This window comes from Vibrio sp. NH-UV-68, assembly GCF_042940635.1.
Taxonomy (GTDB): Bacteria; Pseudomonadota; Gammaproteobacteria; order Enterobacterales; family Vibrionaceae; genus Vibrio; species Vibrio pacinii.
Genome location: NZ_CP134975.1, coordinates 1,828,835 through 1,853,414 on the forward strand (window position 1 = coordinate 1,828,835; position 24,580 = coordinate 1,853,414).

The 24,580-nt window shown below is 46.7% G+C and carries 18 protein-coding genes and 1 other annotated feature; of the genes, 9 read left to right on the forward strand and 9 right to left on the reverse strand.

What is annotated here, in order from left to right:
- Positions 1-26: 26 nt before the first annotated feature.
- The 4 genes from ViNHUV68_RS08330 to ViNHUV68_RS08345 all read right to left on the reverse strand — a co-directional run bounded on the left by ViNHUV68_RS08330 (position 27) and on the right by ViNHUV68_RS08345 (position 5,110).
- Positions 27-2,306: an EAL domain-containing protein gene (locus ViNHUV68_RS08330; RefSeq protein ID WP_391087272.1), complete on the reverse strand. Its 2,280-nt coding sequence runs from the start codon at positions 2,304-2,306 to the stop codon at positions 27-29.
- A gap of 235 nt (positions 2,307-2,541) precedes the next feature.
- Positions 2,542-3,480 (reverse strand): 23S rRNA pseudouridine(2605) synthase RluB, encoded by a 939-nt coding sequence (rluB, locus tag ViNHUV68_RS08335; protein ID WP_038172529.1) that lies wholly within the window; start codon positions 3,478-3,480, stop codon positions 2,542-2,544.
- A gap of 106 nt (positions 3,481-3,586) precedes the next feature.
- The gene (locus ViNHUV68_RS08340) at positions 3,587-4,207 is read right to left on the reverse strand and encodes an L-threonylcarbamoyladenylate synthase (RefSeq protein WP_038172530.1); all 621 of its coding nucleotides are present in this window, start codon (positions 4,205-4,207) and stop codon (positions 3,587-3,589) included.
- A gap of 36 nt (positions 4,208-4,243) precedes the next feature.
- Positions 4,244-5,110, reverse strand: a complete 867-nt coding sequence (locus ViNHUV68_RS08345) for a PHP domain-containing protein (RefSeq protein WP_391087275.1) — start codon at positions 5,108-5,110, stop codon at positions 4,244-4,246.
- Positions 5,111-5,191: 81 nt separating this feature from the next.
- Here ViNHUV68_RS08345 and ViNHUV68_RS08350 point away from each other — a divergent pair, with 81 nt between their 5' ends.
- The 8 genes from ViNHUV68_RS08350 to ViNHUV68_RS08385 all read left to right on the forward strand — a co-directional run bounded on the left by ViNHUV68_RS08350 (position 5,192) and on the right by ViNHUV68_RS08385 (position 13,767).
- Positions 5,192-5,317, forward strand: coding sequence for a Trp operon leader peptide (locus ViNHUV68_RS08350; protein ID WP_391087277.1), 126 nt, complete (start codon positions 5,192-5,194; stop codon positions 5,315-5,317).
- Positions 5,264-5,366: a sequence feature (Trp leader region), on the forward strand. (Overlaps the previous gene by 54 nt.)
- A 128-nt stretch (positions 5,367-5,494) precedes the next feature.
- Positions 5,495-7,057 carry an anthranilate synthase component 1 gene (locus ViNHUV68_RS08355; RefSeq protein ID WP_391087279.1) on the forward strand — a complete coding sequence of 521 codons (1,563 nt, stop codon included), beginning with the start codon at positions 5,495-5,497 and terminating at the stop codon, positions 7,055-7,057.
- A 7-nt stretch (positions 7,058-7,064) separates the two neighbouring features.
- A complete protein-coding gene (locus ViNHUV68_RS08360; protein WP_391087282.1) occupies positions 7,065-7,661 on the forward strand; it encodes a gamma-glutamyl-gamma-aminobutyrate hydrolase family protein in 597 nt (198 codons plus the stop codon).
- Positions 7,662-7,666: 5 nt separating this feature from the next.
- Positions 7,667-8,665, forward strand: coding sequence for an anthranilate phosphoribosyltransferase (trpD, locus tag ViNHUV68_RS08365; RefSeq protein WP_038172538.1), 999 nt, complete (start codon positions 7,667-7,669; stop codon positions 8,663-8,665).
- A gap of 24 nt (positions 8,666-8,689) precedes the next feature.
- Complete coding sequence (gene trpCF / locus ViNHUV68_RS08370; protein WP_391087285.1) at positions 8,690-10,117, forward strand: bifunctional indole-3-glycerol-phosphate synthase TrpC/phosphoribosylanthranilate isomerase TrpF; 1,428 nt, start codon at positions 8,690-8,692, stop codon at positions 10,115-10,117.
- Between the two features lie 54 nt (positions 10,118-10,171).
- On the forward strand, positions 10,172-11,362 hold the full coding sequence (gene trpB / locus ViNHUV68_RS08375; RefSeq protein ID WP_038172542.1) for a tryptophan synthase subunit beta: 1,191 nt from the start codon (positions 10,172-10,174) through the stop codon (positions 11,360-11,362).
- The gene (gene trpA / locus ViNHUV68_RS08380; RefSeq protein ID WP_391087289.1) at positions 11,362-12,168 is read left to right on the forward strand and encodes a tryptophan synthase subunit alpha; all 807 of its coding nucleotides are present in this window, start codon (positions 11,362-11,364) and stop codon (positions 12,166-12,168) included. The genes trpB and trpA overlap by 1 nt, the downstream gene beginning before the upstream one ends.
- A 339-nt stretch (positions 12,169-12,507) precedes the next feature.
- Positions 12,508-13,767 (forward strand): dicarboxylate/amino acid:cation symporter, encoded by a 1,260-nt coding sequence (locus ViNHUV68_RS08385; protein WP_038172546.1) that lies wholly within the window; start codon positions 12,508-12,510, stop codon positions 13,765-13,767.
- Between the two features lie 77 nt (positions 13,768-13,844).
- On the opposite strand, the gene ViNHUV68_RS08390 is transcribed toward ViNHUV68_RS08385, so the two are convergent.
- From ViNHUV68_RS08390 to ViNHUV68_RS08410, 5 genes are all read right to left on the reverse strand, one after another.
- Complete coding sequence (locus tag ViNHUV68_RS08390; protein ID WP_391087292.1) at positions 13,845-15,659, reverse strand: ABC transporter transmembrane domain-containing protein; 1,815 nt, start codon at positions 15,657-15,659, stop codon at positions 13,845-13,847.
- A 120-nt stretch (positions 15,660-15,779) separates the two neighbouring features.
- A complete protein-coding gene (gene katG, locus ViNHUV68_RS08395) occupies positions 15,780-17,954 on the reverse strand; it encodes a catalase/peroxidase HPI (protein ID WP_391087295.1) in 2,175 nt (724 codons plus the stop codon).
- A 197-nt stretch (positions 17,955-18,151) separates the two neighbouring features.
- Complete coding sequence (locus tag ViNHUV68_RS08400; RefSeq protein ID WP_391087298.1) at positions 18,152-18,643, reverse strand: outer membrane beta-barrel protein; 492 nt, start codon at positions 18,641-18,643, stop codon at positions 18,152-18,154.
- Between the two features lie 105 nt (positions 18,644-18,748).
- Entirely contained in the window at positions 18,749-22,678 is a 3,930-nt protein-coding gene (gene hrpA, locus ViNHUV68_RS08405) for an ATP-dependent RNA helicase HrpA (RefSeq protein WP_391087301.1), read from the reverse strand.
- A 108-nt stretch (positions 22,679-22,786) separates the two neighbouring features.
- On the reverse strand, positions 22,787-24,094 hold the full coding sequence (locus ViNHUV68_RS08410; RefSeq protein WP_391087304.1) for a MipA/OmpV family protein: 1,308 nt from the start codon (positions 24,092-24,094) through the stop codon (positions 22,787-22,789).
- 117 nt (positions 24,095-24,211) lie between these two features.
- Between ViNHUV68_RS08410 and ViNHUV68_RS08415 the strand changes: the two genes are divergently transcribed.
- Positions 24,212-24,577: a hypothetical protein gene (locus tag ViNHUV68_RS08415; protein WP_391087307.1), complete on the forward strand. Its 366-nt coding sequence runs from the start codon at positions 24,212-24,214 to the stop codon at positions 24,575-24,577.
- Positions 24,578-24,580: the final 3 nt, after the last annotated feature.

A 24,580-nucleotide genomic window follows, 5' to 3' on the forward strand; every position in this document is an offset into this window, starting at 1 on the left:
AGCGCTGGCAACTCGGGTTGTCAGCGCTAGGCGACATCCTGCTTGGACACAAACTCATGCAACGAAGCCAGATCCATCGGCTTGGCAAAAAAGTAACCTTGGAAGACGTCACAACCGAGTTGACGCAACACCGCCGCCTCCTCTGAAGATTCGACGCCTTCGGCTACCGTTTCCATGCCTATACGCTGCGCCATATCCAGCACACCCGCCAACATAGAGTAAGATTTGTCACTAGTGAGCATATCTGAGACAAAACTTTTATCGATTTTAACTTCGCAAATAGGCAAGTTCTTCAGCAAGCTGAGTGACGAGTAACCAGTGCCAAAGTCATCAAGGGAAATACGAATCGCTTGCTCTTTAAGTGCATTGAGTAAAACAATCAGCGTATCGACATCTTCCGCAAAGACACTTTCTGTCACCTCAAGAATTAACTTATGTGGATCAAAATGGTAGTGATTGAGCTGATTTTTTACGTTTTCAACAAAACGATAGTCTTGCAACTGCTTAACCGAAACATTGATCGCGACGTCGATATTGGCGCCGGTGTTGGCTTTAAGCTCAGTCATATCAGTTAAGGTCTGCTCCAAGATAAAATCACCCAAAATCGGCATATAGCCGGAGTTTTCTGCAACATGAATAAATTTATCTGGCGGCACAAAACCGAGCTCAGGGCTATGCCAGCGAATTAAAGCTTCAACCCCTTTTAGTTGACGATGGGCATTAATTTGAGGCTGATAGGCCATGGATAACTCGCCACGCTGAATCGCCTGCTTAAGTGCTAATTCAATACGGTTTCTTTCTAGGTAATGTTCGAGGAAGCTCGCTTGATAAAACATCAATCCATGGCGAGCTTGTTTGGCATAATGCATCGAAAGACCGACATTACGTTTGATTGCTTCAATATCCCAATTACTCTCTTCCCTTGTCGCAACACTCATGCTGCAATCAAGCGAAATCTCTGCATCACGATAACTAAACGGCTGAGTGAATACTTGCTGGATCCCTTCACACAAGGTCGTTAAAGCCTGTTGGTCAGTTAACGGCGTGACAACCGTAAATTCATCCCCACCTGAGCGAAATAATCGGTGTTGTTCATCAATGAAAACATGCAAGCGTTTAGCAATACTCTTTAACACCGCATCACCCGCTTGATTACCAAAGTTATCATTGACCAGTTTAAAGCTGTCAACATTCACTAGGATGAGGCTAAAATCTTGGAACTTATTCAGGCTCGACAAATAACGCTCAAGACAAAAACGGTTGGCAATTCCGGTCAAATAATCGTGATTGGCTTGATAGGTTAGTTCTTGTTGTTTGCGTTGTTCGCTAAGCGCGATACTTCGGAACAAGAAAAACATCACACTGATCGCAATAATGTACAGACCAATAATAATTGGCAGCTTCGATAAGAAACTCTCAATCACCATGCTTTTGTTAATTTCACTTACGACCCAAAGCTGATATCGGTCAATGTAGGTTGCCGCCCCAATCGTTCCTCGGGCACGGTTTTCAAGTTGGTTGACCACAACATTCTGGTTCGATTTGATGTGATCATAATCAAGCCCGCTTTTTCGCTCTAAGCGCGCAACACTCAAGTCTACTTCTGACTGGCGTAATTGATAGAGATAGCTCTTGGATTGATATATCTTGTTCTTGGGAGCGATTTGGTAATATCTGTCTTCTTCACGATAAAGGTAAATATCAAATTCTTGATTGGCCTGTTGCGTTCTGTAAGCATAGAAATAGTCAAAACCTTTTTCGAGCGATACCGAAATTGAAATCACAAACAGCGGTTTACCATTGTTATCATGCATCATTTTTCGAAACGGGATAATTAGCTCACCCAGGCCGGGCTTTAAATAAGTGCGCCCTATCACGGTCTGATCCGTTTTTAGGGTCTGCTGAAAGCTATCACGAGTTTGGGGACGAAAAAGTGGGTTTATCGCTTGGTTGGTTAATACTCTGGTCGAGCTAGTCACTGGCGTGCCATCAAGATTAAACAATTCTACCGCCAAAATAGACTCATCAAGGCTGACCGTTGAGTCGAGTATTTGTCGAGTATGCTCAATATCTTGGGTAATATCAAAGCGAATTAAGTCGGAGCCTATAATGTCGAGAATAGTACGATATTGATTTAATGAGGCATCAAACGCACTGGCTGTTAACTTTGTCAGGTTAACTTGAGAGCGTGTGATATCTTGATAAGAGTCTTGATAAGACAAATATGCAGCCACCGCAGAGATCACAGACCAAACCGCAATAATAAAGTAAAACGCCAACCAAATATTTTTCTTGATCAAAGCCATTTAGCTCATATCCCTGCCGAAGCCTACGATTAGATGTGATAACTCTTATAACGCCGCTCAACGATTCATCCATTACCTTGCGCGAGACGTCAATCCGTAGGTTACCAATTAATTCTACGATTGTTCTGATTTACATATCATATTCTACAATTATTTAACTATTTACCAATTTTTCGCATAAAAAAAGCAGCGAATTGAGCCGCTGCTTTTATAATTTTTATGCGCTAATCATGTATTAGCGTTGATTGTTACGAGCATTCTGCTGCCCTGCGCTTTTCTTCGGCTTACGACGAGATGGGTTATTGCTACGACCACCACCGCTGTTCACTCGTTCTTCGTGACGCTTAACAGCACGACGAATTTTTTGACTACGAGAGCGTTCACGTTTACGAGAAGTGTTGGCTTTGTTTTCGTCAAGCAGCGTCTCTTTCTCAGGACGCAGTTCAACCAACTCACGCAAGTAGTTAACCTGTTTCAGGTCTAATTCCATCCAACCGCCGCGTGGCAATTTTTTGTCGAGGTAGATATCACCGTATCGAACACGCTTCAAACGACTTACCGTCGTGTCTTGAGATTCCCAAAGACGACGAACCTCTCGGTTACGACCTTCGTTAATCGCGACGTAGAAAGTGTGGTTCATACCCTCACCACCAGCGTAAACCACGTCTTCAAAACGGGCAACACCATCTTCTAGCTCAACACCACGGACAAGGTTTTTCACTTTCTGCTCGGTCACTTCACCGAATACGCGAACCAAATACTCACGTTCTACCTGTCGACTTGGATGCATTAAGCGGTTGGCTAATTCACCATCGGTGGTAAACAAGAGCAAACCTGAAGTATTGGCATCTAAACGACCCACAGAAATCCAGCGTGAACCGCGGATTTTAGGCAAACGGTCAAAGACAGTACGGCGACCTTCCGGATCATGGCGAGTACACAGTTCACCTTCCGGCTTGTAGTAGGCAAGCACACGACACACCACCTCTTCCTGCGCTTTGGCAGAAACAATATGACCATCGATACGCACTACAGCGCTTTCATCTTCTAGTCGTTCACCAAGCTTAGCCACAATACCATTAACACTCACACGACCCGCTTTAATCAAAGCTTCTAGTTCGCGGCGAGAGCCAAGTCCTGCTCGAGCTAATACTTTCTGTAGTTTTTCGTTCATTTATCTACCTATGTGTCGTCTTCTCAGACGTCGAATAAACAAGTGCGACCCAAAATCGCGGCCGCACATTATCGCAAAAAGTGTGGAGGAAATCACGTACTTTCGATTATTCAAAAGGCGCAGTATCACCCGAGCCAATACGTGCAATAACAGGCTCACCATCACTAAAGTCAACCACAGTGGTTGGCTGCTCGCTCAAGTAACCACCATTTAGAATACAATCCACTGCATGCTCAAGCTTATCGCGAATGTCTTCAGGGTCTGACTCTGTCACGCTGTTTCCCGGCAGTATCAACGATGTCGACATTAAGGGCTCGCCCAATGCTTCGAGTAAATCAAGAGCGATGCGGTTATCAGGGACACGAATACCAATCGTTTTACGCTTGGCGTTCATTAGGCGACGTGGCACCTCTTTGGTCCCTTTAAAAATAAAAGTGTACGGTCCCGGCGTATTGTTTTTGAGCAAACGGAACGCGGTATTGTCGATTCGTGCGTAGAGAGAAAGCTCAGACAAATCGCGACAAAGCAGCGTAAAATTGTGCTTATCATCGAGACGACGAATTTGGCAAATACGCTCAAGCGCTTGCTTATTCTCAAGCTGACAACCTAAAGCGTAGCCTGAATCGGTTGGATAAACGACCACCCCACCGTTTCGAATGATTGCTACAGCCTGATTGATCAAGCGAGCCTGGGGGTTTTCTGGATGAACGTAAAAAAACTGGCTCATTGTCATTCCTCATTATCGAGTCTCTCGACTCTATAGTTAATCTGTGGGGATGGAGTCTGTTCCAGAAGGCTCAATACCCCAATCTTTCCATACTGGTTCAACACCTTTCGGTAACCACAAATTCCTACCTAGCTCCATCCAAGGTGACGGGTAATGAAAGTCACTGCCTTGAGAGGCTAATAGTTTGTATTGTATAGCATAATCAGCCAAGTTGCGTCTTTCTTGTTGCCCTTGCTGAGGTTGAGCCACTTCCATCGCGTCACCACCCGCTTCAGCGAAGGCGGTTAATAAGCGCTTCAACCATTTTGCCGTGAGATCATATCGTCCAGGATGCGCTAACACAGCAAGACCGCCCGCGGCATGAATTGCTTCAACCGCATCGGCAATAGAGCACCAAGTCGGTGGAACATAACCGGGATTATTGCGAGTTAAATACTTTTTGAACACCTGTTGCATCGTTTTAGCGTAACCATTATCGACCAGCCACTTGGCAAAGTGTGCTCGTGTGATTGGCGCACTGCCCGCAATCATTTTGACTTCGTCAAGTACTCCTTCTCGGGTCGCCTTTTGCAACCGCTCGGCAATCAACTCGGCTCTCGACTCGCGGTGACGTTGTTGCTTGGTGATTAATGCTTGTAGCGCTTCGCTGTGGCGATCAATGTTCAACCCAACAATGTGAATATCTTTATTTTGCCATACGGTCGAAATCTCAATGCCGTCGATCAATTGTAAGGGCAGTTGCTTATCTTGAATGTATTGATGCGCGGCACCGAGAGCATCAACAGTATCGTGGTCGGTAATCGCCAACACATCGAGATCAAAGCTCAAAGCTCGGTCAATAAGCTGCTCGGCGTCTAGTCGACCATCAGAGGCAGTGGTATGGCTGTGTAAATCAATTCTCATAGTTTCATTTTTTTGTTGACTTTTTACCCCTGCACTAGTTAACTAGTACACAAATACGAAGTACTTAATTCAAGGCTCTCTATGTTACAAGACATTAACCAACTGCATAAAGAAAAAGTTGCTGCCAATCCTAACCAACGGATTCAGGCGGATCTTGCTTGGTGGCGTACTTGGACCAGTTGTTGGTGGGCTAACGTGTACTTTTAATCTAAAGAATTCATGTTTTAAAGCCCGCTCTTGAAGCGGGCTTTTTTGTTTTGCAATCTTCCTCACATTCAGGTGTTTAAACATTGGTCAGTTTTGACCAAATCTTGATTGGGTCAACCTACGCTTTATGCGACTATGGTGACAAAGGAAGAATAACGATATCGATAAGGAGGTCTTGTGAACAAGGCCATTGAAATCAGAAAGCTAGCTAATATTGAGCTGATAAGAACTGACGCTCCCTATGCACAAGACCCAACGCAGTTATTTCACACTCTATGTGAAAGTAAGACCGATAGCTTGTTATTGGAATCGGCTGAAATTGATTCTAAACAAGATCTCAAAAGTTTATTGATCGTCGATTCAGCAGTACGAATTGTTTGTTTTGGTCATCAGGTGACGATGACGGCGCTGACCGCCAATGGCCGCAATCTATTGGCCCATATTGCAATGAATATTCATGACGATATTCAGCACCAATTTAACGGTACTGAGCTAACCCTTAGCTTTAAAGCGCCGTCTGACTTATTGGATGAAGACTCTCGACTACGTGAAGCCTCTTCATTTGATGCCTTGCGCCTGATTCAACATAGTTTCGACATTACCAACCTGCATAAGCATGCCATCTTTATCGGCGGACTATTCGCCTACGATCTTGTGGCAAACTTCGAACCTTTGGGGGCAGCCAAAGCCAATAATCAATGCCCTGACTACGTTTATTACGTTGCTGAAACACTGCTAGTCATTGACCATCAGACTCAATCTTGCGATGTGCAAGCAAGTTTGTTTGTCGATGACTCACAAAAACCAGCGCTGCAAGCAAGAATCGACGATATCCGTCAACAATGTGGCGCACTAAAACCCGTACCTAAAGCACACCCAGTTAATCACCTTGATGTGCAACCAAGCGTTTCTGACCAAGACTTTTGTCAAATCGTGCGTGATTTAAAGCAGTACGTTGTTAACGGTGATGTTTTCCAAGTGGTGCCATCACGCCGCTTCACCCTTCCTTGCCCATCGCCGCTTGCGGCTTATAAAGAACTTAAGCAGAGCAATCCCAGCCCGTATATGTTCTACATGCAAGATGAACTCTTTACCCTATTTGGCGCATCACCTGAAAGCGCGCTCAAATACGAAACTGGTACCAACCAAGTCGAAATCTATCCAATTGCCGGGACTCGCCACCGTGGAAAACGTCCTGACGGAACACTTGATTTTGATCTTGATAGCCGTATCGAACTTGAATTACGCACCGATAAAAAAGAGAACGCAGAGCATATGATGCTGGTTGATTTAGCACGTAATGATGTGGCGCGCATTTCTCAAGCAGGAACTCGACACGTGGCTGATCTGCTCAAAGTCGACCGTTACAGCCATGTGATGCATCTTGTTTCGCGCGTCGTCGGTCAACTGCGTGACGACCTTGATGCCCTGCATGCTTATCAGGCATGTATGAACATGGGCACACTGACCGGGGCACCAAAAATTCGCGCCATGCAGCTTATTCGTAATGTAGAAGGCACTCGCCGAGGCAGTTATGGCGGCGCCGTGGGTTACCTTACTGGCGAAGGGACACTCGATACTTGTATCGTCATCCGCTCGGCATACGTTGAAAATGGTGTGGCCCAAGTTCAGGCAGGCGCTGGGGTGGTGTTTGATTCAGATCCTCAAGCAGAAGCCGACGAAACCCGCGGCAAAGCGCAAGCAGTAATCTCTGCTATCCAAAACGCACATAAGGAGTAATGCAGAGATGGCGAATATTATTTTTATCGACAATTTCGATTCATTTACCTACAACCTAGTTGATCAGTTTCGTTCACTCGGCCATCAAGTCACCATTTATCGCAACAATATCGCGGCGCAAAAGATTATCACGGCAGTGACTGAACTCGACAATCCCGTGGTGTTACTCTCACCCGGCCCAGGCGCTCCATCAGACGCAGGCTCTATGCCAGAGGTGATTCAACTCTTACGCGGTAAAGTGCCAATGATTGGTATCTGTCTTGGTCATCAAGCGATCGTCGAAGCCTATGGTGGTGTCGTTGCAGGCGCAGGCGAAATCATTCACGGTAAAGTCTCGATGATGGCGCATCAGCAACATCCGACCTATGCAAATTTACCTTCCCCGCTTGCGATCGCACGTTATCACTCTTTGGTTGCCACTCACGTGCCCAAAGCATTGACCGTTACCGCAGAGGTTGATGGTTTAGTGATGTCTGTAGTACAAGAACAAGACAAAGTGTGTGGTTTTCAATTTCACCCAGAATCCATTATGACCACCCACGGCGCAACCTTACTCGCGAATGCGATTGAGTGGGCCGTTGCCAACCATCAACAGCAAGGATAAGTGACATGGAAGCGATCATTAATAAACTCTACGACCAAGTGCCACTTACTCAACAAGAGAGCCAACAGCTTTTTGACTCGATCATCCGTGGCGAACTCGATCCGATTCTAATGGCATCGGCCCTAACCGCGCTAAAAATCAAAGGTGAAACACCGGATGAGATAGCAGGTGCGGCCAAAGCACTACTGGCAAACGCCAAACCATTCCCACGTCCCGATTATGATTTTGCCGACATTGTCGGTACTGGTGGCGATGGTCACGATACCATTAACATTTCCACTACGGCTGCGTTTGTCGCTGCCGCTTGTGGGTTAAAGGTAGCGAAACACGGCAATCGCAGCGTCTCTAGCAAATCTGGCAGCTCAGATCTGCTTGACTCATTTGGCATCAATTTAGCGATGAGCGCGGAAGATACCCGCTCTGCTGTCGACACGTTAGGGGTGGCGTTTTTATTCGCACCTCAATATCACCTTGGCGTCAAACACGCGATGCCAGTACGCCAAACCATGAAAACACGCACCATTTTTAACATTCTTGGCCCCCTGATTAACCCGGCTCGACCAAATATCGAATTAATGGGCGTTTACAGCAAAGCACTGGTTCGCCCTATCGCTGAAACCATGTTACAGATGGGGATGAAGCGCGCGGCGGTTGTGCATGGCAGCGGTCTTGATGAAGTCGCCATTCACGGTGAGACACTCGTCGCTGAAATTAAACACGGTAACATCGTCGAATATACGTTAACGCCAGAAGATTTTGGCGTTAATCGCCACCCACTTGAGGCGATTAAAGGTGGTGATCCACAACAGAACAAAGCGATTATCACCAATATTTTAACCGGTAAAGGAACCGAGGCGCAGCTTGGCGCGGTCGCGGTTAATGTCGCATTATTAATGCGCTTGTTTGGTCATGAAGATCTTAAGGCCAATACTCAACAAGCGATTGACGCAATGAATTCAGGCAAAGCCTACCAGCTGGTCACTCAGCTTGCGGCGCATGCTTAAGCTAGTAAAGAGAAGGTAATCAACATGACTGAGGTTAAAGACAAGCTCTCTGAGCACGTTTCGCGACAAGAGGCGCAAATGGCTGAGGTACTGGCTAAGATAGTAGCTGATAAGTATCAATGGGTTGCACAACGAAAGCAGTCACAACCCCTCGCCTCATTTAAAGACTCGCTTGAAGCGTCTGATCGCGGTTTTTATCAAGCACTAAGTCAAAGTGACACCGTGTTTATTACCGAATGCAAAAAAGCGTCTCCTTCTAAAGGATTGATTCGTGAAGATTTTGACTTGGATTACATCGCTTCCGTTTACAATCATCATGCTGACGCTATTTCGGTATTGACCGACGAAAAATACTTTCAAGGCAATTTCGACTTTCTGCCGCAGGTAAAAAAACAGACCAAACAGCCAATTTTATGTAAAGACTTTATGGTCGATAGCTACCAAGTCTACTTGGCACGCCTCTACGGCGCAGATGCTATTTTATTGATGCTTTCCGTGTTAAGTGATGAAGAGTACCAACAACTGTCCGAGGTGGCGCACTCATTAAAGATGGGCGTACTGACTGAAGTCAGCAATGAAGATGAGTTGCATCGCGCTGTCAAACTAGAAGCAAAAGTCATCGGTATCAATAACCGTAACTTACGTGACTTATCCACCGATTTAGACCGAACAAAACAACTCGCGCCTCTGGTTAGACAGCTTGCCCCTGAGGCGATTGTGATTTCCGAGTCTGGGATTTATACCCACCAACAAGTTCGCGAGTTAGCCGACTTTGCTGATGGTTTTCTCATCGGCAGCTCACTGATGGCCGAAGAGAATCTCGAGCTGGCGGTACGTAAGGTGATCTTAGGTGAAAACAAAGTCTGTGGCCTTACTCACCCTGATGACGCAGCCAAAGCCTATCAATCGGGTGCGGTCTTCGGTGGTCTAATTTTTGTCGAGAAATCGCCACGTTTTATTGAGGTTGAAACCGCTCGCATCATAATGAGCGGCGCACCACTGAAATACGTCGGGGTTTTTCGTAACCACGCTATCGACGCGATTACCGCCACCGCCAGTCAACTCGGTCTAGCGGCGGTTCAATTGCACGGCGATGAAGATCAAGCCTTCATTGCGCAGCTAAGAGCTCAGCTTTCGCCAACCATTGAAATTTGGAAAGCATACGGCGTAGGTGAATCGATGCCTGCCCTGATCGCCGAACACATTGACCGCCATCTACTGGATACCAAAGTCGGCTCTCAGGTCGGCGGTACTGGGTTAGTCTTTGATTGGTCATTAATTGGCGATCGTTCAAAAGTCATGCTGGCAGGAGGCATTACCCCATTCAATGCACAAAAAGCGGCTCAGCAAGGTTGTTTGGGTCTTGACTTAAATTCTGGCGTAGAGAGCTCGCCAGGTAAAAAAGATGCCGACAAACTCGCCCAAGCGTTTATGGCAATCAGAAACTATTAACCAATTTCATCGGCGTGGCATGGTTGCGCTGACTCAAATTAAAGGAACAACATCATGGCAAAACTCGACGCCTATTTCGGCGAATACGGCGGTCAATTCGTACCGCAAATTCTGGTTCCAGCGCTAGATCAACTTGAGCAAGCGTTCATTGATGCCCAAGACGACCCTGAGTTTCGCAGTGAGTTTATGTCACTGTTGCAAGAGTACGCCGGCCGTCCTACTGCATTGACTTTGACTCGTAACCTCACCAAGGGAACCAAAACTAAACTTTATTTAAAGCGTGAAGACTTACTGCACGGCGGGGCGCACAAAACCAACCAAGTACTCGGTCAAGCGTTGCTCGCTAAACGTATGGGCAAGGATGAAATCATCGCTGAAACTGGCGCAGGTCAACATGGTGTTGCGACCGCTTTGGCTTGTGCTCTGCTTGGCCTCAAATGTCGCGTTTACATGGGTGCAAAAGATGTTGAGCGTCAAAATCCTAATGTATTTCGCATGAAGCTGATGGGCGCCGAGGTTATCCCTGTTCACTCGGGCTCAGCCACATTAAAAGATGCCTGTAATGAAGCCCTGCGCGACTGGTCTGGTAGCTACGAGAAAGCGCACTATCTATTAGGCACTGCCGCCGGTCCACACCCGTTCCCAACCATAGTGCGTGAATTCCAGCGTATTATTGGTGAGGAGACCAAAAATCAAATCCTCGCCCGCGAAGGTCGTTTACCCGATGCGGTGATTGCCTGTGTTGGCGGCGGATCAAACGCGATTGGCATCTTTGCAGACTTTATCGAAGAGCCAAACGTTCGCCTTATTGGAGTTGAGCCGGCAGGTAAAGGAATTGACACTGACCAACACGGTGCGCCGCTTAAACACGGTAAAACAGGTATCTTCTTCGGTATGAAAGCGCCGTTAATGCAAGATGCAAATGGCCAAGTTGAAGAGTCGTATTCTGTTTCTGCAGGTCTTGACTTCCCATCGGTCGGGCCGCAACACGCTCACCTCCACGCTATCGGCCGTGCTGAGTATGACAATGTCACCGATGACGAAGCACTCGAAGCATTCCAAGAAATCGCACGTAGTGAAGGGATCATTGCTGCGCTCGAATCTTCTCATGCACTAGCACATGCACTGCGCATGGCTCGTGAGAACCCAGACAAAGAACAATTACTGGTGGTTAACCTATCTGGTCGTGGTGACAAAGACATCTTCACTGTGCATGACATTCTTGAACAAAAAGGAGCGATCTAATGAACCGCTATGAAGCTATGTTCGCCCGTCTTGGCGAAAAAAACCAAGGCGCTTTTGTCCCGTTCGTAACGGTTGGTGACCCAACGCCAGAGCACTCACTCAACATTATGCAAACCTTAGTAGAAGCAGGCGCTGACGCACTGGAATTAGGCATTCCTTTTTCGGATCCCTTGGCCGATGGCCCAACCATTCAAGGGGCGAATATCCGCGCGTTAGAGTCGGCAACCACACCAGAGATATGCTTTGATGCGATCAGCAAAATCCGTCAGCAATACCCAGAGCTACCAATCGGTTTGTTGATGTACGCTAATTTGGTCTACTCACGCGGCATCGATAATTTCTATCAGCGCTGCGCACAGGCCGGGGTGGATTCTGTTTTGATCGCAGATGTTCCAACTAATGAAAGTGAAGAGTTCGTTATTGCGGCCAAACATCATGGCATTCAACCGATCTTTATTGCGCCGCCCACTGCCTCGGATGCCACTTTGCAGTCGGTTGCCCAGCTTGGTGGAGGCTATACTTACTTACTCTCGCGTGCAGGTGTCACAGGCGCTGAAACAAAGGCGAATATGCCCGTAGCCGATATGATAGACAACCTTAATCGATTTGATGCCCCACCAGCCCTACTAGGCTTTGGCATCTCAGAGCCAGAACAAGTGAAACAAGCGTTGCAAGCAGGCGCTGCTGGCGCGATATCAGGTTCTGCAGTGGTTAAAATCATCGAAAACAATCTCGACCAACCCCACGAGATGTTAAATAAGCTCGCGAGCTTTGTTTCAGCAATGAAAGCTGCAACACAAAAGTAGCGTGTTAGCCATCTAACCACCTATGAGATCAGCTTCTTATCCCCTTGATGAAGCTGATCTTTTTATTAACATTTCCCGCCCTTTCTCCCTCTTGCCGATAACAACCGAAACGTTAATTAGATGTCGCTGAATCATTACCAAGATCAATAGCAATCGTTTGCTTTTGCGCAAAAAATTAGCACTCGTCAATAAAACAGTGATTATTTAGTCAATAACCCTGTTGCTGATATTGCCAATTGTAAAAATTAAGTGTACAAAGCGAGACAGGATTATCATCCAAATCAAATATGATTAATGGAGTGTAATTCCAGGAATTTAAATTTAATTAGCACAGAGGTTATGGAAGTGTTAAAAGAAAAGAGTTTACTAAGCAACATTGGCGTGCAAGTCGTCATTGCAATGATCGTTGGTACTGCCGTGGGTGCCATGATGGGCAGCGACGCAGTCCTATTCGCTCCGTTAGGTGCAATCTTTATCAGCTTGATTAAAATGTTGGTTATTCCTTTGGTAGCAGTCGCACTTATTTCTGGTGCTGCTGGTCTAGGAAACAGCCAATCTGCAGGTAAAGTTGGTCTAACTACCTTAGCTTATTTTGGTCTTACATCGGCACTTGCCGTTGCCCTCGCAATACTGATGGGTGAAGTATTCCAACCAGGCATGGGCATCGACGTTTCTGGCGTTGAAGGCATGTTCTCTGCAGAGTACGCTTCAAAAGGTGAACTACCTACTTTCTGGGCTACCGTCACTGGTATGATCCCAACCAACGTTTTCCAGTCACTCAATGAAGCTAACATCCTCCAGATCTTGGTATTCTGTATGTTCTTTGGTATCGCGATTTCAAAGCAGGCCAAAGAACGTCGTGAACCTATCATCAATGGCGTAAACTGTATTGTTGATGCGATGGTATGGATGATCAACAAAGTGATGGTGATTGCTCCTATCGGCGTCTTCGGTCTTATGGCAGAAGCGGTCGGCACCTTCGGTTTTGGTGCCCTGATGGTAGTATTCAAACTGTTTGTGGTTTACGTTGCCGCTATCCTTATCTTCGGCTTTGTTGTCTACCCATTGATGGTACACATCTTCACCAAAACTTCGGCGAAGAAGTTCCTAACCGCGATGAAAAAACCACAAGCTGTGGCACTTTCAACGGCTTCATCTATGGCGACACTGCCTGTCACGATGGACACCGTTGAGCATGAGCTTGGAGTGAGAAACTCGACAGCATCGTTTGTTCTGCCACTTGGCGCGACCATCAACATGTCAGGCAACGCTATTTACTACGGTTTAGTGGCTATCTTCTTTGCTCAGCTGTTTAACATTGATCTTGGTATGGGCGCCTACATCGCCATCATCATTACTTCAACGTTAGGTGCAGTTGGTCAAGCAGGCGTTCCTGGTCCATCTTTCTTAGTGGTTGCCGTACTGCTTGCCGCAGGCATTCCAATTGAAGGTCTACCGCTACTGTTTGCTTTAGACCGTATCTTTGACATGATCCGTACCGCGCTCAACATCACCGGTGACGCTGCGTGTGCAGTAATTGTTGACGCTCTGATTGAAGAAGAAGCGAAAGACGTTGAGCTGCAAAAACAGCAAGCTTAATAACGACTAGAACAAGTTTAACGACTTGAACATTTAACAGAGTCACTCATCGAGTGGCTCTTTTTTGTTGTCTTTGTTTAAACGTTAGACTTGGACTTAAATTGCAGTTCAACCAAGCGTTGATAAAGTGGGCTAGTGTTGAGTAAGGTGTGATGGTTGCCAATATCGACCAATTTACCTTGTTCTAAAACCGCAATTTTGTCAGCATGCTGAATGGTTGATAACCGATGGGCAATGATAATTGTCGTTCTACCACGCATTAATTCTTCGAGTGCCTGTTGTACATGGTGTTCACTTTCACTATCTAACGCACTGGTTGCTTCATCAAGCAACAAAATCTCGGGGTCTTTTAAGATCGCGCGCGCAATCGCGATTCGCTGTCGTTGTCCACCCGACAAACGCACGCCCCTCTCGCCTAAAAAACTTCTGTAGCCGTTTGGTAAGTTGTCAATAAACTCATGAGCATGGGCTTTCTTCGCCGCCGCTACAACTTCTTCATCAGTCGCTTCAGGCTTACCATAACGAATATTGTAATAGACATCATGACTAAACAGAGCTGGTTGCTGAGGAACCAATGCCATTTTGTTACGCAGTTGACTCGGCTCACACTGTTTAATATCAACGCCTCCTAAGGCGATTGAGCCTTGCTGAGGGTCATAAAAACGCTGCAATAGCTCAAAGATGGTGGTTTTACCTGCTCCTGAAGGCCCTACTAACGCCAGTACTTTGCCGGGCTCAACGAGGAGACTCAGATCAGATAACGCGGCTTGGTCAGGGCGCGATGGATAATGGAAAGTAACCGACGCAAACTCGATCTGAGGCGTGACTTCTTCAAGCGACACACCGTTACTCGATGGGGCAACAATATCACTTTCAACCTGAAGAATTTCAATCAATCGCTCAGTTGCACCAGCAGCACGCTGCAATTCACCCATCACTTCTGAAATGGTCGCCAGCGATGAGGCGACAATAATCGCATAAAAAACAAATGCACCTAAGTCCCCTGCAGACAAGGTGCCTGCAATCACGTCACTGCCTCCGACCCATAACATCCCTGAAATAGCGCTAAAAACAATGACAATGACGCCGGAAATTAAAATCGCTCGTTGCATCACACGCTGACGACCAATTTGATAGGCTTTTTCTACTTGAGTGGCAAAAAGGATCTGCTCTTGGCTTTCTTGACTGTAGCTTTGCACGGTTTTGATCTGCTCGATCGCTTCTCCTGCGTAACTACCTACCTCTGCCATTGAGTCTTGGCTTTGGCGCGACAAAGCGCGAACTTTGCGCCCATAGTAGAGGATTGGCACTAAAATAAACGGCACACTGGCCAGCACGATCAGGGTTAGTTTTACGTTGGTGGCAAACAACATGATCAGCGCCCCAACACACATCAAAGCACTGCGCATCGCCATTGAAAAAGACGAACCAATAATACTTTGCAGTAACGTGGTATCGGTGGTGATCCGCGACATAATTTCGCCGCTACCATTGGTTTCGAAATAACTTGGGTGCAGACGAATGACATGGTTAAAGACCGCTAAGCGAATATCGGCACTGACTCGCTCCCCTACCGACGAAACCAAATAGAAGCGAAAAAAAGTCCCGACAGAGATGAGCAACGTGACCGTAAGAATAAAACCAATGGCGCTACCAAGTTGCGTCAATGAACGACTGGCAAAGCCTTGATCAATCAATAATCGTACCCCATGACCCACCGACAAGGTTAATGATGCGGTCACAACCAGCGCGGCCAGTGCGGCGATCACTTGCCAACGATAAGGGCGAACAAATCGAATCAGTTCAGTCAAAATAGTCAAACTTCGCTTTTCGAGCTTGACGTTTTTATCAGCTATTGCCTGTTTTGAAGTCAGAGTTCGCGGTGGGTTCATAACGGTTCCGATGATGAGAGTCACAGGTTTAACATACACACTGCAGCATCAATAAACAAACCGTTCCGATTAAAAAAGGCCATTCATATGAACAGCCTATGGTTACTTACGTGTCAGGTTTTAAGCGATTAAATCGAAGCGATCCGCATTCATTACCTTGTTCCAAGCGGCGACAAAGTCTTGAATAAACTTCTCGTGATTGTCGTCTTGAGCATACACCTCAGCATAAGCGCGTAAAATCGAGTTAGAGCCAAACACTAAGTCTACCCGAGTGGCTGTCCATTTTGTTTCACCAGTGGTTCGATCATTAATATGATAAAGATTACGACCCTTAGGTTGCCATTGGTAAGCCATATCAGTGAGATTGACGAAAAAGTCATTACTTAATACACCAGTACGATCGGTAAATACGCCGTGGCGGGTATCGCCATGGTTGGTGGCCAATACGCGCATCCCACCAAGCAATACCGTCATCTCAGGCGCAGTGAGCCCCATCAGTTGAGCGCGATCAAGCAGTAACTCTTCTGGTGAGACAGCGTAATGCTCTTTTTGCCAGTTTCTGAATCCATCAGCAAGTGGCTCCAACACGTCAAAAGAGTCCTCATCGGTCATCTCTGCGCTAGCATCGCCGCGCCCAGGAGCAAACGGAACCGAAACAGCATAACCTGCGGCTTTGATGGCTTTTTCTAGCCCAACATTACCTGCTAATACAATCGTGTCTGCTACACTCGCGCCGAAACTCTCAGCAAGCGGTTCTAGTACAGCTAACACGCGTTGCAAGCGTTGTGGCTCATTGCCTTGCCACTGATTTTGCGGCGCTAAGCGAATACGTGCGCCGTTCGCACCACCGCGGTTATCTGAGCCACGAAACGTACGTGCGCTGTCCCACGCGGTGCTGACCAAATCGCTGACCGACAAATCGGTGTCACTAATCGCCGCTTTGAGGGCTTCAACATCATAGTCGTCACGTCCGGCTGGGACTGGGTCTTGCCAAATCAACGCTTCACTAGGAACATCGGGGCCAAAGTAACGAGCTTTCGGACCAAGATCCCGATGAGTCAACTTAAACCATGCACGCGCGAACACTTGTTCAAAGTACGCTGGATCGTCACGAAAGCGTTGTGAGATTTTGCAATATTCTGGGTCAAGCTTGAGCGCCATATCGGCATCGGTCATCATTGGCATTACGCGAATACTTGCATCTTCGACATCGACAGGTTTATCTTCTTCTGCGATATCGACAGGCTCCCATTGCCAAGCGCCAGCCGGACTCTTCGTCAACTGCCAATCGTATTTGAACAGCAGTTCGAAGTAACCATCGTCCCATTGTGTTGGATTGGTCGTCCACGCACCTTCAACACCGCTAGTTACAGTGTCACGACCAATGCCACGAGAGGTATGGTTCATCCAACCCATCCCCTGCTCTTCAATCGCAGCCGCTTCTGGCTCTGGCCCAAGATTGGCCGCATCGCCATTACCGTGCGCTTTACCAACGGTATGCCCCCCAGCCGTTAGTGCCACAGTCTCTTCATCATCCATTGCCATACGAGCAAACGTCACTCGCATATCTTGCGCCGTTTTAAGTGGATCGGGGTTGCCATCAACACCTTCTGGATTGACATAGATAAGCCCCATCATTACCGCCGCTAACGGGTTTTCTAAATCACGTTGACCGGAATAACGACTGCCTTCACCTCCACTGGTTGCCAACCACTCTTTCTCAGAGCCCCAATAGGTGTCCTTTTCTGGATGCCAGATATCTTCGCGGCCGAAAGCGAAGCCGAACGTCTTAAACCCCATGGATTCATAGGCGATGGTGCCGGCAAGTATAATCAAATCAGCCCAACTGATTTTGTTGCCGTATTTGCGTTTGATTGGCCACAACAAGCGGCGCGCTTTATCTAGATTGCCGTTATCTGGCCATGAGTTAAGTGGAGCAAAACGCTGATTGCCCGTTGCAGCCCCTCCGCGACCATCAGCAATGCGATAACTTCCCGCCGAGTGCCATGCCATACGAATCATCAAGCCGCCATAATGTCCCCAGTCAGCTGGCCACCACGCTTGGCTGTCGGTCATAAGATCGGTTAAATCTTGTTTAAGCGCTGCTACGTCAAGCTTTGCGAGTTGTTGACGATAGTTAAAATCTGCGCCTAAAGGATTAGTTTTACTGTCATGTTGATGGAGGATGTCGAGATTGAGCGCGTTTGGCCACCACGCAGTGTTTGACTCACTGGCTTGTGTCATTGCGCCATGCATAACGGGGCACTGTCCTGAGGTTTTCTGTTTATCTGACATTGGTCGATCCTTCTTGTTAATTACTTATAATTAAGCTGTTTACGATAGAAAGGATAGAAAGGATAAACAAGTATGCAAATATACACACTATGTTTACGTCTATTTCACTGATTGGTAGAACCGATGAATGATGAAATGGATAAAAAAAGCCAGAGGCATATCGACTCTGGCTGTGGAGTATTTTTAGCGTGCGCTAATTATAAGAAATGGAAAGTGGCGTTAAGCGAAAAGTTTTTCACATCTTCTTCTTTCATTGAAAACACATTGTAACTCGCACCTAAAGAGATCGGCCCCATCACAAAGTATTCTGCGCCAACACCATACATGATGTCGATTTCATCTTCTTTAAAGTTATCGCCCGTCAACTCATAAGAGTGCAAACCAACTTTGCCGTACACATGAAGAGGGCCAAAATCGATGCTTGGTTTCGCCGCGAAATACACAGCAGAACCAGTTAGATTACCTGTGAAGTTGCCGTATTTTACGTTGTCGAAATCGCCAAAGTCTTGATAACCCGCTTCAAGACCGATCAATGGAAGAATACCAGTACCAACATGAACGTTATACGAGGTTGAAGATTCGTTACCCAAATCCGCTTGACCTACACTCGCGCTGCCGTAGATCCATGAGTCCGCTGAAGCAGTGGTGGACGCGCCAATCAGAGCTAGCGCTAGTAGTGTCTTTTTCATAATAAACCTTCTCTATTTATATGCTGCAGAGGCTTCAACTGGCAAACCTCTGCCGTATTAGTCAAAATTCCGAACGGTATACTTAACCTTATGCAAATTACATACCTAGCAAGCTTCAATTGCCATTTTAATACGCTTGTCAGAAACGGGATAAGGGGTACCTAGCTGTTGAGCAAAGTAGCTAACGCGCAACTCTTCGAGCATCCAACGTATTTCTTTAACGTTATCAGGAACTGCCACTCCCTTCGGAATTTTATTAAGTAACTCTTTGTAATCATTAGTGACCGACTCGATTTTTAGCATATGCAAACGGTCTTTGTTTGGATCAATTGGCAGCTTTTCCATCCGGCGCTCAATCGCTTTCATGTAACGCAAAATGTCCGGCAGGCGCTTCCAGCCACACTCAGTCGCAAAGCCCTTAAAAATCAGCCCTTCAATCTGCGCTTTGATATCAGACAGTGCAAACGCCATGGTAAAGTCAATTTTACCTTTAAGCTTTTTATTGATGCTGAACGCGGTGGTCAAAATCGTTTCAACTTGCTGGGCAATCTCGACGACGGTATCACCCAACTCGGCACGAACGTGCTCTTTCAACTGTTCAAACGCTTCAGGTTGCCACACTAAGCCGCCTTTTTGTTCGATCAATTTGTCTACGCCACAGGCAATGCAGTCATCAATCAGATCGAGTACTTTGCCATACGGATTAAAGTACAGACCCAACTTCGATTTATTCGGTAAATTAGCGTGTAAGTACTTAATCGGCGATGGCACATTGAGCAATACTAAGCGGCGCTGTCCGGCCTTCATGGCTTGCACTTGCTCTTGCTCGGTTTCGTAGAGCTTAATCTCAACACTGTCTTTGCTATCAACGATCGCTGGATACGCTTTGACTTCGTAGCCGCCACGTTTCTGCTGATAGACTTTTGGCAGTTCACCAAAACTCCACGTGTGCAAGCCTTGCTGTTCGATATCATCGTCAGCGACTTTCGACAGTGTCTCTTGCACCTTCTCTTTGAGACTCTCTTTGAGTTGATGCAAATCGCGATGTTCTTTTAACTTTCGGTTGCGATGGTCGACGGCGCGGAACGTCACTTTCAAGTGATCGGGCACTTGGTCGAGGTTCCAATCGTCTCGCAATACTTCAACACCTGTCATGCGGCGTAACTCTTTTTCTAACGAATCAAGCAATGGTGCTTCCATCGGCGTGACACGTGCTAAAAAGGCATCGGCATAATTTGGCGCCGGAACAAAATTCTTACGAATCGTTTTCGGCAACGATTTAATCAAGCTGACCACTAACTCATGACGTAAACCTGGGATCTGCCAGTCAAAGCCAGCAGGTTCAACTTGGTTTAAAATCGGTAAAGGCAGATGAACCGTGACACCATCGTTATCTTCACCTGGCTCAAATTGGTAACTCAGTTTTAATTTGAGGCCATTTTGATGCCAGAAATTAGGATAATCGAGATCAGTGACATGGCTGGCATCGCCTTTGAACAACATCTCTTTTTCAAAATTGAGCAGCTCCGGATTGCCTTGGGATGCTTTCTTCCACCAAGTATCAAAATGGCGTCCAGACACAACTTCGGTGCCCACTCGCTGATCATAGAAATCAAACAACTCATCATCATCAACCAAGATATCGCGCCGACGAGACTTGTGCTCTAACTCTTCAACCTCTTGCAGCAACTTACGGTTTTGCTTAAAGAAAGCATGTTTAGTTTCCCACTCACCTTCAACCAAAGCGCTACGAATAAACAGCTCACGACTGACAACAGGATCGATACTGCCATAGTTGATAAGGCGTTTAGGTACGATAGGTACGCCATATAGCATGACTTTCTCATGCGCCATGACCGCCGCGTTTTTTTTCGACCAATGGGGTTCACTGTAACTGCGTTTGATCAAGTGTTTCGCCAAAGGTTCAACCCATTCAGGTTGGATCTTGGCAATAATGCGCCCCCACAACCTCGATGTTTCCACCAGTTCGGCTGACATGATCCACTTAGGTTGCTTTTTGAATAACCCCGACGCTGGGAAGATATGGAAACGAGCGTTACGCGCGCCTTGATATTCGTTTTTCTCTTGGTCTTTGACACCAATATGTGAGAGTAAGCCCACGAGGATCGCGCTATGCACACTTTGATAGTTCGCGGCTTCATCGTTAAGCTTAAAGCCCATTTCACGCATCGCCTGATGGACCTGAAAATACACATCTTGCCACTCACGCACACGCAAGTAGTTTAAGTAGTCTTGTTTACACTGCTTGCGGAACTGGCTGCCCGATAGCGCCTTTTGCTGCTTTTGCAGGTAATCCCAGATATTAACGAAGGTGAGAAAATCTGACTCTTCATGGAAGAAACGACGATGTTTGTCATCCGAAGATTGTTGTTTATCACTTGGACGCTCACGCGGGTCTTGAATCGACAAGGCCGATGCGATGATCATCAACTCTTTCAAAGCGCCATATTTAGGCGCTTCAAGTACCATACGTGCCAGACGTGGATCAATCGGCAACTTCGCCAATTGACGGCCAGTTGCCGTGAGACGTTTATTTGGATCGCTGGCTTTATCATTAATCGCGCCAAGCTCTTCAAGCAAGCGCACCCCATCTTGGACGTTACGCTTATCTGGCGCTTCAACGAATGGAAATGCTTCGATATCACCTAAGCCCAATGCGGTCATTTGTAAGATAACCGAGGCTAAATTGGTACGTAGAATTTCAGGATCAGTAAACTCAGGGCGAGAATTGAAATCGTCCTCGGAGTAAAGACGAATACAGATACCTTCTTCGACACGACCACAACGGCCTTTCCGCTGATTGGCGCTCGCTTGCGATATTGGCTCAATTGGCAAGCGCTGTACTTTAGTGCGGTAGCTATAGCGGCTAATACGCGCCGTGCCCGGGTCAATCACATATTTGATGCCAGGTACGGTGAGAGACGTTTCAGCCACGTTAGTCGCCAATACAATCCGACGTCCAGCATGAGGTTGAAAGATCTTGTTTTGCTCGCCAGCCGATAAGCGTGCATACAGCGGCACGATTTCGGTACTCTTGAGGTTACGTTTCGCCAGTGCGTCTGCGGTGTCGCGGATTTCTCGCTCACCATTCATAAAGATCAGGATATCACCCAGACCTTCATCGCACAGCTCATCGACCGCTTCAAAAATACCTTCTAATTGGTCACGATCACTATCATCGTCTCCCGCCAATGGGCGATAACGAGTGTCTACTGGGTAGGTGCGACCTGAGACTTCGATGATCGGTGCATTGTCGAAATGCTTAGAGAAACGTTCTGGGTCAATCGTTGCTGAGGTAATGATCACCTTCAAGTCAGGGCGACGCGGCAGTAACTCTTTTAAATAACCGAGGATGAAATCAATGTTCAGACTGCGCTCGTGCGCTTCATCAATGATGATGGTGTCGTACTGGTTAAGAAAGCGATCATGTTGAATTTCTGCCAGCAAGATACCGTCAGTCATTAACTTAATTTGAGTATTATCTGATATTTGGTCGTTAAAGCGCACCTTATAACCAACAAACTCACCCAGTGTGCTTTCCATCTCTTCTGCAATGCGGCTCGCCACCGAACGCGCCGCGAGTCGACGTGGCTGAGTATGACCAATTAAGCCATATTTACCACGGCCAAGCTCGACACAAATTTTAGGTAACTGAGTGGTTTTGCCTGACCCAGTTTCACCGGCAACGATCACCACCTGATTGTCTGCAATCGCCTTGGCAATATCGTCTTTCTTCTGGCTAACAGGCAAGATGTCAGGGTAGTTGATCGTCGGCACAACGGCGCAGCGCTGCTCGGCTGCCATCATCGACTTAGCAATATCTAATGCGATCTCGTCAAACACAGCGTTACGTGAGGCTTCTTTTTTTATTCGACTTGCCCCGGAGATGCGTTTGCTTAAACGAAATCTGTCTTTCAACAAGCACTGGTTGAGTGCTTTGCGTAATGAAGCCGCGTTATTAGCTTGAGCCTGATGCTCTGATGCGGCTGTTTTTTTTGGCTGTGACGAAGTCAAAGCGTTACCTATTCTTTTCTATCGATAAAACTGCGCGGATTGTATCACAGATGATAATAAAAACGCCCACAAACCTATACCTGTGGGCGTTGCTTCTATGGTGGGCGGCTAAAAATCAACCTGGAGATAAAGGGTGTTGTAGTTACTGCCCCCTTTTATCCGCCCATATTGCGAGGCTTTTTCAAAAATCGCACTGCGATGATGCAACGAGTAGCCAATCCAAACATTGTTCAAGTCGTTTGAATTGAACAAATCGCCAACATTAACGTCGACAGAGAAATCCAAATAGTTCAGGAGGTTACTGGGGTTGTAGCCTTTAGATTTCATCTCTTCGTTTTCAATATAGGTAAAGCTGTCTACGTAAGAAAGCCCTTCTGCAACGCCAAACCGCCATTGAGTCGGCCAATCAAAGGTGTAGTACGCTTTAATGGCTGCGACATATTCGGTGACAGAAGACTGCACCTCAGACGACCAGTGATGGACAATTCCCGGCGTAAAGTAGATATCAATGGGTATACCAAATAATTCATCGGTTAATGGGTGCCCATAAAAAAGCGAGGTGAGCTGGTTGTTGTAGGGATCCTTCTCACGGTTAAGTTTGATAATTTCACCGATATTAGAAGGGGTTGCCCAACCGTGCGCGACACGCCAATAACGTTTATTACTCAACTCTGATTTGGGCGCTTTGCTCTTGTCGTTAAAAAATCCGAACCCTAGGTAAAATTCACCTTCAAATCTGTCATCGACTACCTGTGATTGGTAGGCATTGCTATCAAGGTGCGTGACACTGGCCGCGCCAAGCAGATATAAATTCGAGTAGACGTGATAACGGGCTCGGACGCCCGCGTTAACATCAATACCTGCGCCAATGCGCTCGCCGGTATAATCATTAAACGCATAATACTCACTGTTGAAGTCAGCATCTTTGTACCTCACCGTCGCATGAGGCGTCAGTTGCCAGTCACCCCATTGATAGTTTGCCGAGGCACTAAGATTGACGTGAAAACGCATATCTTTGTCACTCATTAACTCGGTGTCTAACTGCCAATTCTGACTAAATTGATAACGTAACTGAGCACCAAAGTCGAACGTATCGCCTTGATGGGCATTTTGTGCTGACGCAGGAATATCGACAAAACGCATACGCATCAAGGCATTGAACTCGATATTATCGCCTTGATATAAATAAGCACCCGCTTGCATCCCATCAATGAACACATGCTCATTGTCAAAAAACATCATAGGAACAAAAGTACTGACGGTTTGATCGCCGTTTTCGGTTTTAAACGGAATTGACGCCATACGATAAATTGCGGCGATACCCCAATCTTGCTCCGCTTGCTGGGCATAAGCAGAGGGGAAAACTAAGCCACTGACAGCTATCGAGAACATCGATAGCGAACGGTTTTTTATCATTTTCTATCCAAAAGTGACGTAACAACTCAAAAACTGACCAACTAAAGTGCTTAATACTTAGGTTTCTGCGCTATTGGTCGTTAAAATAGAATCTATGATCCCTCAAATCTAACGATTGTGAAAGCATCTGAATTAAAAAAACGACTCGCTCGATTACCAAGCAACTGCGATCCGGACATAGTGACCGGAGAAACTTGGCTGCCAGAACGATTACTCGACGCTGAGCTTGATGGTGGTTTGCTGTTTTTGAGTTTCGATACCGCACCAGAAGAGACACAAGGTGAAGAGGAAGGACGCGGTTTTGTCGAGCACGAAATCACCATGATACGTCATCGCTTTTTGCAAATCCTTACCGAAAGCTCTGACGATAAAACCAAAGCAGATGCGATGCTGGCACTTTTTTTAATGGGCCATGAACTTTCAAGCTCAGAAGTCATCGAAGTTCTTGAAGACCCAAGCCTACCCGAGGAACCCACTGAGTAACAC

Bases quoted from the DNA above. Each gene is read 5' to 3' on its own strand.
- ViNHUV68_RS08330 (WP_391087272.1), bottom strand. From the start codon at position 2,306: ATGGCTTTGATCAAGAAAAATATTTGGTTGGCGTTTTACTTTATTATT.
- rluB (WP_038172529.1), bottom strand. From the start codon at position 3,480: ATGAACGAAAAACTACAGAAAGTATTAGCTCGAGCAGGACTTGGCTCT.
- ViNHUV68_RS08340 (WP_038172530.1), bottom strand. From the start codon at position 4,207: ATGAGCCAGTTTTTTTACGTTCATCCAGAAAACCCCCAGGCTCGCTTG.
- ViNHUV68_RS08345 (WP_391087275.1), bottom strand. From the start codon at position 5,110: ATGAGAATTGATTTACACAGCCATACCACTGCCTCTGATGGTCGACTA.
- ViNHUV68_RS08350 (WP_391087277.1), top strand. From the start codon at position 5,192: ATGTTACAAGACATTAACCAACTGCATAAAGAAAAAGTTGCTGCCAAT.
- ViNHUV68_RS08360 (WP_391087282.1), top strand. From the start codon at position 7,065: ATGGCGAATATTATTTTTATCGACAATTTCGATTCATTTACCTACAAC.
- trpD (WP_038172538.1), top strand. From the start codon at position 7,667: ATGGAAGCGATCATTAATAAACTCTACGACCAAGTGCCACTTACTCAA.
- trpCF (WP_391087285.1), top strand. From the start codon at position 8,690: ATGACTGAGGTTAAAGACAAGCTCTCTGAGCACGTTTCGCGACAAGAG.
- trpB (WP_038172542.1), top strand. From the start codon at position 10,172: ATGGCAAAACTCGACGCCTATTTCGGCGAATACGGCGGTCAATTCGTA.
- trpA (WP_391087289.1), top strand. From the start codon at position 11,362: ATGAACCGCTATGAAGCTATGTTCGCCCGTCTTGGCGAAAAAAACCAA.
- ViNHUV68_RS08385 (WP_038172546.1), top strand. From the start codon at position 12,508: ATGGAAGTGTTAAAAGAAAAGAGTTTACTAAGCAACATTGGCGTGCAA.
- ViNHUV68_RS08390 (WP_391087292.1), bottom strand. From the start codon at position 15,659: ATGAACCCACCGCGAACTCTGACTTCAAAACAGGCAATAGCTGATAAA.
- katG (WP_391087295.1), bottom strand. From the start codon at position 17,954: ATGTCAGATAAACAGAAAACCTCAGGACAGTGCCCCGTTATGCATGGC.
- ViNHUV68_RS08400 (WP_391087298.1), bottom strand. From the start codon at position 18,643: ATGAAAAAGACACTACTAGCGCTAGCTCTGATTGGCGCGTCCACCACT.
- ViNHUV68_RS08410 (WP_391087304.1), bottom strand. From the start codon at position 24,094: ATGATAAAAAACCGTTCGCTATCGATGTTCTCGATAGCTGTCAGTGGC.